Annotated in this window: 9 protein-coding genes; 4 read left to right on the top strand and 5 right to left on the bottom strand. The window is 69.5% G+C overall.

Features of this window, described 5'->3' with window-relative positions:
- Positions 1 to 58 precede the first annotated feature (58 nt).
- The 3 genes from VFZ20_RS28285 to VFZ20_RS28275 all read right to left on the bottom strand — a co-directional run bounded on the left by VFZ20_RS28285 (position 59) and on the right by VFZ20_RS28275 (position 5,044).
- On the bottom strand, positions 59 to 2,002 hold the full coding sequence (locus tag VFZ20_RS28285; protein ID WP_329687321.1) for a DUF885 domain-containing protein: 1,944 nt from the start codon (positions 2,000 to 2,002) through the stop codon (positions 59 to 61).
- Between the two features lie 149 nt (positions 2,003 to 2,151).
- Complete coding sequence (locus tag VFZ20_RS28280) at positions 2,152 to 3,501, bottom strand: hypothetical protein (protein WP_329687320.1); 1,350 nt, start codon at positions 3,499 to 3,501, stop codon at positions 2,152 to 2,154.
- Positions 3,502 to 3,721: 220 nt separating this feature from the next.
- Positions 3,722 to 5,044 (bottom strand): hypothetical protein, encoded by a 1,323-nt coding sequence (locus tag VFZ20_RS28275; RefSeq protein ID WP_329687319.1) that lies wholly within the window; start codon positions 5,042 to 5,044, stop codon positions 3,722 to 3,724.
- Between the two features lie 464 nt (positions 5,045 to 5,508).
- Here VFZ20_RS28275 and trhA point away from each other — a divergent pair, with 464 nt between their 5' ends.
- The 3 genes from trhA to VFZ20_RS28260 all read left to right on the top strand — a co-directional run bounded on the left by trhA (position 5,509) and on the right by VFZ20_RS28260 (position 7,137).
- A complete protein-coding gene (gene trhA, locus VFZ20_RS28270; protein ID WP_329687318.1) occupies positions 5,509 to 6,147 on the top strand; it encodes a PAQR family membrane homeostasis protein TrhA in 639 nt (212 codons plus the stop codon).
- A gap of 238 nt (positions 6,148 to 6,385) precedes the next feature.
- A complete protein-coding gene (locus VFZ20_RS28265) occupies positions 6,386 to 6,766 on the top strand; it encodes a type II toxin-antitoxin system RelE/ParE family toxin (RefSeq protein ID WP_329687317.1) in 381 nt (126 codons plus the stop codon).
- Complete coding sequence (locus VFZ20_RS28260) at positions 6,763 to 7,137, top strand: helix-turn-helix transcriptional regulator (protein ID WP_329687316.1); 375 nt, start codon at positions 6,763 to 6,765, stop codon at positions 7,135 to 7,137. Before VFZ20_RS28265 ends, VFZ20_RS28260 begins: the two co-directional genes overlap by 4 nt.
- Before the next feature lie 64 nt (positions 7,138 to 7,201).
- Here the strand turns inward: VFZ20_RS28260 and VFZ20_RS28255 are convergent, their stop codons facing one another.
- Positions 7,202 to 7,468 carry a hypothetical protein gene (locus tag VFZ20_RS28255; RefSeq protein WP_329687315.1) on the bottom strand — a complete coding sequence of 89 codons (267 nt, stop codon included), beginning with the start codon at positions 7,466 to 7,468 and terminating at the stop codon, positions 7,202 to 7,204.
- A gap of 351 nt (positions 7,469 to 7,819) precedes the next feature.
- Here VFZ20_RS28255 and VFZ20_RS28250 point away from each other — a divergent pair, with 351 nt between their 5' ends.
- Complete coding sequence (locus VFZ20_RS28250) at positions 7,820 to 8,686, top strand: hypothetical protein (RefSeq protein ID WP_329687314.1); 867 nt, start codon at positions 7,820 to 7,822, stop codon at positions 8,684 to 8,686.
- Positions 8,687 to 8,781: 95 nt separating this feature from the next.
- On the opposite strand, the gene VFZ20_RS28245 is transcribed toward VFZ20_RS28250, so the two are convergent.
- Positions 8,782 to 10,128, bottom strand: coding sequence for a radical SAM protein (locus VFZ20_RS28245; protein WP_329687313.1), 1,347 nt, complete (start codon positions 10,126 to 10,128; stop codon positions 8,782 to 8,784).
- Between the last annotated feature and the right edge of the window lie 372 nt (positions 10,129 to 10,500).

Raw genomic sequence — 10,500 nt, 5'->3', positions numbered from 1 at the left:
ATCCTAGTAATATGCAGGATGACGCTCCCGGGGAGCCGCAGTCGATCGAAACCGTCTGTCACCCCTGCCGCAGGAAGTACTCGCGGATGTAGCCCACGGGGATGGTGCCCAGGCGCATCAGCCGCTCGTGGAAGTCCTTGGCCGTGTACGCGGCGCCGCGCTGCCGGCGGTACGCCTCGCGCAGCTCCAGGATGGCGTTCTTGCCCAGGTTGTACGTGATGGCCTGCGTGGGCCACTTGCTGTAGCGGTAGATGGCCCGCTGCGCGCCCTCGCACACGGCGCGGGCCGCGGGGTCGCCGGCCGCCCGCGCGCAGGCGTTGGGAAAGAAGTTCACGTTGGCCGTGAAGTAGTCCACGGCTTGGTCAAACGTCATCCGCCCCGTGTGGATGCCCACGTCCACCACGATGCGCACGGCGCGCAGCAGCTGGCCCTGCAGCTCGTACATGTACTCGCCCGGCGTGTAGAAGCCGTACGGGCGGCCCTCCACGGGCTCCGACATCAGCTCCTCGGCGTACAGGCCCCAGCCCTCGGCGGCCATGGAATCCTGCCACATGGACGCGCTGTCCTCCACGGCGCCTGGCGTGAGCCAGCGGATGTTGCTGATGCCGCGGGCGTTCTGGGTCATGAACTTGTAGTGCCAGTCGTGCCCCGGGAACCCCTCGTGGATGGCCGTGTCGGCGATGGACGCGCGGTTGTTGAGCCGCAGGGCCGCCGCGTCGTTGCCGGTGGGCGTGAGATAGAACCGGCCCACGCCCGACGTCTTGAACGGCGGCGCCGCGTAGTACGCCGCGTCGATGGTGCTGCGCAGCACGGGCGGCGTGGGCCACACGTCCAGCCGGTACTCCGCCGGGATGTCGAACAGCTGCTGCTGGCGGCCGTACTCCACGGCGCGCTTGCCCGCGTCCACGTACCACTGCAGCAGCTCGTCGTCGTTCCCCGGCGAGTCGCCGCCCAGGTGCTCCATGACGGCGCGGACGCCCGTGTTCTTCTCGTCCCGCGTGCCAAAGGGCAGGGTGAGCCCCGCCTCGCGCGCCACCTGCTCCGCCACCTGGTAGATGCGGTTCTGGTACAGCTCCGTCTGCTGCTGGCCGTAGGCGTACAGCTCCGCCGCGCCCCGCGTCTCGCGCAGGTTGTTGCGCACGCGCCACTCGTACTCGCGCTCGCCCGCGGCGTAGCGGTCCGTGCGGTCGCCGGCGTACGTCCGCTCCAGGAAGCCCGCGAAACCCTCGTAGGCCGCCGCCGCTCGCTCCGACGCCGCGCGCAGCTGGCGCAGGGTGCCCGCGGCGAACGGGCGCGAGCCCAGGTAGCGCGCGGCCAGCTCCGGCAGCGTCGTGCGGAAGTACTCGGCGTTGCTCTGGCTGCCGCCCACGCCGTCGCGCTCCACCATCCGCCAGTCGGGCAGGTTCCCCGCTGCCTTGCCGCCGGCCAAGTTGCCCTCGGCCTGGCGGATGTACCCGGGCACGGCATTCAGCCGGCGGATGACGAGCGCCCACTCCGCCGGCGTGCCCAGCAGGCCGTTGCCGGCGTCCGTCATCTGCTGGATCTGCCAGTCCACGCCGCGGAAGGGCTCGGCCACGTACGTGTCGATGGACCGCTCGTAGTAGCGCAGGTCCTCCAGCTGGTGGATGATGAAGTTGAGCTGCGCGCCCATCACCGCGTGGTCGATGGCCTCCTCCGGCGAGAGCGTCGACGGGTCCATGCGCTCCAGCGCGGACTTGATCTCCCAGTAGAAGGCGCGCTCCGCCCGCAGCGCCGCGGGGCTGTAGTCGCGCAGGCGGGCGTTGACCTCGCGCAGCGACGGATCGTACGCGTCGCCGCCCAGGTAGGTGGCCGTGACGGGGTTCAGGCTCAACGCGCGGACGAAGTAGCGGTCGCGCAGCTGGGCAAAGGGCGACGGCGGGCCGCCGCGCCGCGCGATGGACTCCAGCAGCTCCGCGTGCGGCAGGATGCCGAAGGCCAGCGCCGCCTGCGCGCCATGGCCAAGGAATGTGCGTCTGTCCACGGGTGATCCGGGGGAGGATGGGGATTCGGGATCGGACGTAAATCCCGCGTGCGACCGTATCCTGCCATCCCGCAGGCGGCGCGGCAAGTAGGCCGTGATGATGAAAATCTGAGGATCGGATTCTCCGCCTAGACCGCGGAGGAGACGCCTCATCGTGACCGCGGGGACCCGGGCGACAGGGCATGCGCCACGCAGCGGAATTCGCGGACGAGGGGCAGGGGAGCGCGAAGCTGCGCGTACGCGGCCAGCCTGCGCGCGCACAGGTTCGGATCGCCGGGCGTGATGGCCTCGGCGACGCGGAGCTGGGCCAGCGCGCGGGTGGGGCGGCGGCGTTCCAGGTCGCGTTCCGGCGCGTAGTAGCCCGTGTGGGTGGATGCGATGGAGAGCATTCGCCGCGCCGCCCGCGACCCGTGCACGTCCGCCGAGTCCGCCACCTGCCGCCGCAGCGCGGGCAGGTCGATGCGGGCGAGCGACTCGCGCAGCGACGGTGGCCGCGTGTCCTCGTCGATCCGGCGGACGAGCTCCGCGAGCGTGCGCCGGAACGCTTCCACGCGTGCGCGTCCGTCCCGTTCCGCGCGTTGGGCGCGGCGCACGCGCGGGTCGCGGGCGAGGGCGGCCGCGCGCGCCTCCGCCCCCGCGACGTCGCCGGCTCCCGCGAAGTCCGCCGCGACGGCGCGGTACGCGTGCAGCGCCTCCAGCGGCGACGCGGACTCCAGCGCGGCTGCCTCCACGATGCGCGCGGCGCGGAGCGAATCCATCCATTGCTCGTCGGGTGGGCGCAGTCCGGCGCGCATGGCCCGCAGCTCCATCCACTCCACCGCCCGCGTGGCGACGTCCGGCGGCGGCCACTGGTGCGCGCCGTCGAACACCTCCAGCCCGTGCTCCAGGCCGATGGCGGCGAGGGTGCTGTCGAGCGCCACGACTTCCTCGTAGTTGAAGTCCGTCGCGCCCACCACGCCGAAGAACGGGAACGCCTTCCGCTCCGCCACGCGCCGTCCCCACGCCACGGAGGCGCCGGGAAAGCCCGCGCCCACGCCGATCACGCCCGCCACGTGCCCGGCCAGCGCCTCGCCCGCGACCCAGGCGAACCGCGCCGTCCCCGAGAAGCCGGCCAGGTACACGCGCCGTGTGTCGATGCGCAGCGACGCCTGCGCGTCGGCGATCATGGCGTCGAGGGCGCGCTCGTTGGCGGCGGCGGACGTGTCCGCGTCGCTCAGCGTGTTGTACGAGCTCAGGAGGATCCACCCGTAGCGCTCCGCCGCGGGCCGGAACCGCTCCAGCGCGAACGTGGCGCGTCCGCGCGGGTCCATCACGAACAGCACCGGCCACGTCCGCTCCGCCGCGTACGCGGACGGCAGGTAGACGGCGTACCGCTGCGTGGAATCCGACGGCGACACGACGCGCGCCGCCATCTGCCCGGGCGCGGGCAGCGTGAATGCGCTCTGCGCCCGGAGCGGCGCTGTCGCGAAGAGAGTGATGACGAGGAGAAGGACGCGCATCTGATGATTGGCTGGATGCCGGCCCGTCCACGGGCCTCTGATGCGGAACGCGCGTCATCCGCCCGGTTTGACGCGGCGAAGATGATGCGTGGATGAAAACGAAGGCCGGCTCCCACGCGGGAGCCGGCCTCCATCCATCACCCGATGTGCCTCAGCGCGATCCGGCGAAGTTCACTTTCGCACTCTCGCACTCTCGCACTCTCGCACTCTCGCACTGCGGTTACCTGACTTCCCGCAGCACCCGGTCGAACACCATCCGCGACAGGTCCTCCGTCATGTCGCGGCGCAGGTTCGTCATCAGGTCGCTGCGAAAGTCGTCGCGCTCGGCGGAGTTGAACAGGCGGCGGTCGTCGTCGTTCAGCAGCAGCTGGCGCCAGTCGCCAGGGAACACGCCCTCGCGAAAGTCGCGCGTGGCCTCGGGGACGAGATCCTCGCGGAGCACCGTGCGGCTGCCGTTGGTGTCGATGATGGTGTAGCGGGCCTGCGCCCACGCCTGACGGCGGCCGCTGCGGACGGCGAACGCCGTGTCGGCGCCGCCGCGCGTGCGGACGGCGCGGCGCTCCTCGCGGGCGTCGTGCTCCGTGAAGCCGATGCTGTCGATTTCCACCGTCACCACCAGGTCGGCGCCCACGGCGCGTCCCAGGCGCACGGCCTCGCTGGTGCGCGTGAGGTCGCCGCGCCCGTAGCGGCGCGCCTCGCGGCGAACGTCCACGGGGTCGATGACCTCCACGAACGCCGGCGGACGCGCCCACGCGCCGCCCTCCAGCTCGTCCTCGGCGTCGCGCAGGAACGACGCGGGCAGCTGCTCCTCGGCGCGGCGCGCGGCCTGGATGGGGAGCACGGCCACGCGCACGGTGCCTTCGTCCAGCGCCGCCTGCTGCGCCTCGAGGATGCGCTCCATTCCGGGGAACTGCCGCCCCAGCGCCTGTACGGCGCGCTCGCCCACGTTGTATGCCGAGCGGTGCCGGCCCGCGGCGCCCTCGGAGCCCATCCACTGCGCGTACGTCTCCAGCCGCACCTCGTTGGCCGCGCGCCGCTGCTCCTGCGACGGCTGCCAGCGGTTGATGTTGTCCAGCCGCCCCAGCGCGTCGCCGTAGCGGCCGCTCCCGGAAAGCGAGGCGCTGGCCTGCACGGCGGCGTCGATGGCTCCGTCCAGCACGCCGCGCCGGTACTGCGCGTAGTCCGCCGGGACGGGGAGCTCCGTGCCCACGGCGGCCGCGTCGCGGCGCAGGTCGTCCAGCTGCAGCAGGTACTCGGCCGCGGTGGCGAAGGCGCCTGCGTCGCTCGATGCGCGGGCTTCAAGCAGGGACTGCTCCACGGCGCGGCCGCCGGTTTCCTGCAGGCGCGTGCGCGCCTCGGCCAGGCTGGGGTCGCGCCGCAGCGCGTCGATGTAGCGGCGAGCCGCCTCGGCCGGGCGGCCGCGGGCTTCCAGCGTAAGGCCCTGCTCCAGGCGCTTGTTGGCCGACATGCATCCGGCGGCCAGCGCGAGCGGCAGCAGCGCGGCCACGGCGGCCGCGCGTCGAAGTCTGTGATATGCGGACATGGGGGGTTCGGTCGGTTGGAAACGGGGGGGTAGCATTCGGTGGGCGCGTCATTCCGACGCGCCAAGATATTGCACCCCGGAGTCCGCGTACAGTTTCACGTACGAAAGTACAGAAGTGCGAGAGTGCGAGAGTCGCGATCAGCGGATTGCGTGAACCATGCTCCCGTGCACATGTCACGGCGCGCGGCAGGAGCGGTCCGCGCAGGCGGACATCACGCTGTCGGAGCCGCGACTTCAGTCGCCGCCGGCGCGGTGGCCGCGATCCGGGCCGAAGCCGTCCCTTGTCCGGACCGCGTGCTGGACCCCCTGGTGAGACGTTCCGATCTTTGTCCGATCACCGATCCGCCACCTTCCTGCGATGAGTGATGTTCAGCCGGACGAAAGCCTTACGCGCGGATCGGCCGCGTATTAACTTCCGGGTCAATACGCGCGTGCCGTTCGCCACCTCCGCAGAAAGGTCCCCCATGGACCAGTCCGACGATCCCCGCTGGGAGCTCGCCAACGCCCTCACCCACGGGGCGGGCGTCATCGCCAGCCTGGCGGGCGGGGTTATGCTCATCGTGCTGGCCGCGATGTACGGCGACGCGTGGAAGGTGGTGAGCAGCGCCGTCTTCAGCGCCACGCTCGTGCTGCTGTACACGGCCAGCACGGTCTACCATGCCGTCACGTGGCCGGACCTCAAGGAGCGGCTCAAGATCTTCGACCACAGCGCCATCTACCTCCTCATCGCGGGCACCTACACGCCGTTCATGCTCGTGGGGCTGCGCGGCGGATGGGGATGGAGCCTGTTCGGCGTGGTGTGGGGGCTGGCCGTGGCCGGAGTGGTGTTCAAGCTGTTCTTCACGGGCAAGTTCCCGCGCCTGTCCACGGGCATCTACGTGGGGATGGGCTGGCTGGCGCTCATCGCCATCGTCCCCATGCTCGAGCGCCTGTCCGCCGCCACGCTGGGGTGGATGGTCGCGGGTGGCCTCGTCTACACGGCCGGAACGGTGTTCTATCACAGCAGAAAGCCATACGCGCACGCCGTGTGGCACCTGTTCGTGCTGGGCGGCAGCGTGTGCCACTTCGTCGCCGTGATGACGCAGGTGCTGCCCCCCGCCTGATCCGCTCGGAGGGGCGCCGGCGCCCTTGCTCCGTCCGCGGGCCGCGCGTATCCTGGCGCGACCGCAAAGCAGGGATCATCCGGCCCGGAGGCTGGAAAAGACAGATGCCGACCATCCTGAATCCGCCCGCGAGGACCTCCCTCGCGGGCGAATTCGTTTGTCCGCGATCCAATGGCGACAGCAGCGAAACAGTGCCACTGCGCCCCTCCGTTGACCCCGAATATCGGAATGGAGTATAATGTCCGGTGACGAGAAGCTCGTGGAGTGGGTCGGGCGGTCCAAGGCGGAGCTCCTGGACTTTCCGCGTGCGGCGATCCGCAGGGCCGGCCGCGAGCTCGGCCTGGTGCAGGAAGGTGAGGAGCCCGAAGACTGGAGGCCCATGGAAACGATCGGCCCCGGCGCCTGCGAGATCCGGGTCCGGACGCACGAGGGCGGTACGGTGCAGCACCGCGTGATCTACGTGGCCCGGTTCGCGGAAGCCGTGTACGTGCTGCACGCGTTTCAGAAGACCACGCGGGCCACGTCCCAGCACAACATCGACGTAGCTCGCGCGAGGTACGCGCAGATGCTGCGCGAGCGCGACGCCCACGGCAACACTCGGAAGGGAGGAATGCGATGATCATTGGACACATCACCCCGCCCGGCGCGAACCTGTTCGCGGACCTGGGTTTGCCGCCGGACGAGGCGGAGAGCCTGTACGTTCGTTCCAAGCTGATGAACGCCATCCTTCGCATCATGCGGGAGCGCAAGCTCAAGCAGCGGCAGGCGGCGGCGCTGTTCGGGGTCTCGCAGCCGCGCATCAGCGACGTGAAGCGGGGCAAGATGGAAGCGTTCACCATCGACTCGCTCGTGGACATGCTGGCCCACGCCGGGATGCGGGTGAAGGTGCAGGTGGTGGACATCGCCACGGAACCCCGCACGTACGCCGTCATGAGCGACACCGAAGAGACAGATGCGGAACATCCCGAGCCCGACGCGGCGCGGGCGTGAAAGGAAAGGCTCCCGATCCGACCCGGACCGGGAGCCTCCCTGCTTCAGCGCGTCACGCCGGTGGTCAGATGGCCACGAGCGTCGTCACCGTGCGCGGGATGTAGACGTCGTACGAGGCCAGCACGTCGGCGTACACGCCCGTGCGCGTGTCGATGGTGGAGATGTAGTTGGTGGGCGCGGCGCCCTGGTTGGGCGCAATGCGCAGCAGCACGTCCGGGTTGGACACCACCACGATGTACGGCTGGCCCTCGGCCACGGCGGCGGCCGCGGTCATGGTCTGCGGCGTCTCGACGGTGGAGTTGAAGTGGTACTGAAGGGTCTGGTCAGCCATGGAATCCGTCCTTTCAGAGGGAGATAATGAACTCGACTTCCGACGGTTCAATATAGTGGATTTACGCCCGAATGTAAACCGAATAACTGTGAGAATTCAAAGGAAAACACAGGGTTTTGTGCCTGAAGAACCAACCGCTGAGAACAACCGGGTTCGGCTGAAGAATTTCTGATATTCTTGTAGTGTGTCCATGCTTCGCGCGAAGCACTCCCGATCCGCTGGAGGATCGGGAGTATTGTGTTTTATCGTCTGAAAATGTTTGACTCTGGTAGATTCGGGGGCAAGATTGTGGATGCCGGCGCATCGCGGCCGGCCGGTCCTTCCTTCCGCCCTCTCCCCGGAGCCAGTCCCATGAAAATCAGCCGACATCCCCTCGCGTTCGCGGGTCTGTCCCTCGTCGCCGCCATGGCGGTCCTCGCCGCGTGCTCGGACACCGCCGATCCCCTGCTGCGCGCGCCGGAGACGCCGGTGCAGCCGCTGGCCTCGACGGCCTTGCTGCGCTGCACGGCCGACGTGCGGGCCGGCACGGTCTCGTGCCGCGAGGCGGCGCCCGGCACCGGCGGCATCCGCGCATCGCACTACATCTACTTCCAGAGCGCCCCACACGCCCTGATGACGGTGAACGACTACGTGGCCACGAGCACCGATGTCTCGTTCGACATGCAGGTGGTCAACCTGGTCCCGCAGCCCATCGGCACGGATGACGGCGTCACGCTGCACTCGCGCGGCGTGCGGGTGTTCTTCTGGTCCAACCCGTGGGTGACGGACGGCACGGGGAGCGTCTCGGTGGTGGAGCCCTCGGCCACCGGCACCTTCACGGCGTCCAACCAGCGGTACCACCAGTGGAACGAGATCATCCAGGCGCAGGACACGTCCGTGGCCGAGAAGCACTACGTCTTCGCCCTCTCGGGCACGGTCAACGCGTTCGAGTTCCAGCTGGGCATCAGCACCAACATGCAGTGGGCGACCATCACCTCCGCCTCGGCGTCGGCCGCGACGCTGGCCGTGGGCGACTCGGTAGACCTGGACGCCTTCCGGCTGAACGCGCTGGGCGACACCATGCCTCTCTCGTCCATCACCTGGGCCAGTGACAACACGGCGATCGCCACCGTCGGCAGCACGTCGGGCGTGGTGACGGGCGTGGGCGCGGGCACGACGAGCGTCATCGCCAGCCAGTCCGGCTCGCGGCCCGACACCGTGGTGATCACCGTCAACTAGCGGCTGATCTCCATCCGCCGGACGCAGCGCGGCCCCGCTCCGAGCGCTCGGAGCGGGGCCGTCGTTCATCCTGGCGATGCGGACGACGCGAGGGCCTACGCCTGCGTGCCGGCCGTCATCAGCTCGTCGGCGTTCTCGTCGTTGGGCGCCAGGGTGTCCATGAAGGAGCTGACGGAGAACACCGCGTTGCCGGCGCCCGGGGGGCCGTAGCCCGGGGGCGGCTGCAGGCCGTGCTGCTCCAGCGCCTCGCGGTACGTCTCCAGCAGGCGGATGTGGTACTCCAGCGGCGCGCCCTCGGGGTTGTCCTTGCCCAGCGGCGTGGCCGGCTCGGGGCACCACGTGGTGAACCGCGGCGTGATCCCGCGCGACATGAAGTGGTCCAGTCCCTCGCGCGTGGACCGGATCGCCTCGTCCACCGTCTGGAAGCCGAACGGCCGGGCCATCTCCACGCCCGCCACGAAGTTGGGGATCACGTAGCGCGCGCCGAACACCTCCGCCGCGTCGAAGATGCGCCGGTGCCACTCCTCGCGGCCCACGTAGCGCTCCTTGCCGGGGCAGATGATCTCGAACAGGCGCTTGTCCCACACCTCGTAGTTGGGGTGGTAGATCTTGATGCCGTAGTCCTTGAAGCGCTGCACGTCTTCGCGGGGCAGCGCCTGCGCCACCACCTTGCCGATCCACCGGCCGGGAAAGCGCGACTCGATGGCTTCGGCGTAGCGGCCGTAGAAGTCCGCCTCGGCGTACCCGTCCACCTTGCTGGTCACGCTGCCGCCCGTGAGGGTGTAGGCGTGCGAGGTGTGGCCGGTGTCGTACTGGTCGATGATGGCGAGCGCCTCCAGCACCTCGTCGATGGGCTTGATGCCGGTGTAGGGCCGCCCCGCGTGCTTGTGCTGGCGCCAGTTGTGGTTGATGTCGCAGTACTGGCACTCTTCCTTGGCGCCGAAGTACTGGCACATCCGGAAGACGGTGAGGTAGACCAGGTAGCCCCACTGGATGGTGGGCGCGATCTCCATGACCGTCTTGCCGTTGCTGAGCGTGTGCCGGTAGTACTCCGGCATGGGCGGCAGCGTCACGTCGGCCACCATCTGTCCGTCCATGGACAGCGTGAGCGCCCCGTCGGCGCCGCGCGACACGCGGTACGGCGAATCGGGGTTCACGCGCACGGAGACGATGGTGCGGCGCAGCTCGTAGGGACCGCCCGTGAGCGCGATCTCCTCCGGCGGACGACGCTTGGCCGCGTTGCCCAGCTGGGTGAGCGGCTTCTGGTCGAACGAGAAGATGAAGTACGACTTGGGCTTGACCTCGCCCTCGAGGTTGTCGGTCAGCGCGGAGTCGTCAAAGGCCATCCCCGTGCGCAGCAAGTCTTCCTTGAAGACGGCTTCGCGGGGGATGTGGGGAAAGCGGGCAATGAGCCCCTCGACCAGCGCCGTGCGGTTCTCCATGTATGCTTCAGCGTCCTTCGTGGCGCGCCAGAGGTGAATGCAGCGTACGAATTTACCCAATTCCGGGGCGGATGGAAACCCGTCGGATCCCGTCCGCAGCGCGGGCGTCATCTCCTGGCGTGTAATGCCGGGCGGGATGAGGGGGGAGAGTTCGTTTCAGGAAGGGTCTGCGCGGGTGTTGGCGGGCTCTGCGCGGGCGCCCCCGCCGGGCTCGCGGAGCTCGCCCACCTCCCCCAAAACTGCTGGGGGAGGTTGGAAGCGCTTGATGTCTGGCACGCGACGGCCGGTCGCGGACCGGACGGAACCAGCAGGATGACGGCGTCCCTTGGTAGAGGGGCTGCTTTCGGCGAGGGGACGGGATCCGCGTTTTTT

The organism is Longimicrobium sp. (assembly GCF_036280135.1).
Taxonomy (GTDB): domain Bacteria; phylum Gemmatimonadota; class Gemmatimonadetes; order Longimicrobiales; family Longimicrobiaceae; genus Longimicrobium.
Note: the sequence above shows the minus strand (reverse complement) of the source record. Positions and strands in the feature narration are given on the sequence as shown.

What these genes read in the sequence shown, in the direction of transcription:
- trhA (WP_329687318.1), top strand. Translation starts at nt 5,509, where the DNA reads ATGGACCAGTCCGACGATCCCCGCTGGGAGCTCGCCAACGCCCTCACC.
- VFZ20_RS28275 (WP_329687319.1), bottom strand. Translation starts at nt 5,044, where the DNA reads ATGTCCGCATATCACAGACTTCGACGCGCGGCCGCCGTGGCCGCGCTG.
- VFZ20_RS28255 (WP_329687315.1), bottom strand. Translation starts at nt 7,468, where the DNA reads ATGGCTGACCAGACCCTTCAGTACCACTTCAACTCCACCGTCGAGACG.
- VFZ20_RS28245 (WP_329687313.1), bottom strand. Translation starts at nt 10,128, where the DNA reads ATGGAGAACCGCACGGCGCTGGTCGAGGGGCTCATTGCCCGCTTTCCC.
- VFZ20_RS28265 (WP_329687317.1), top strand. Translation starts at nt 6,386, where the DNA reads ATGTCCGGTGACGAGAAGCTCGTGGAGTGGGTCGGGCGGTCCAAGGCG.
- VFZ20_RS28260 (WP_329687316.1), top strand. Translation starts at nt 6,763, where the DNA reads ATGATCATTGGACACATCACCCCGCCCGGCGCGAACCTGTTCGCGGAC.
- VFZ20_RS28280 (WP_329687320.1), bottom strand. Translation starts at nt 3,501, where the DNA reads ATGCGCGTCCTTCTCCTCGTCATCACTCTCTTCGCGACAGCGCCGCTC.
- VFZ20_RS28250 (WP_329687314.1), top strand. Translation starts at nt 7,820, where the DNA reads ATGAAAATCAGCCGACATCCCCTCGCGTTCGCGGGTCTGTCCCTCGTC.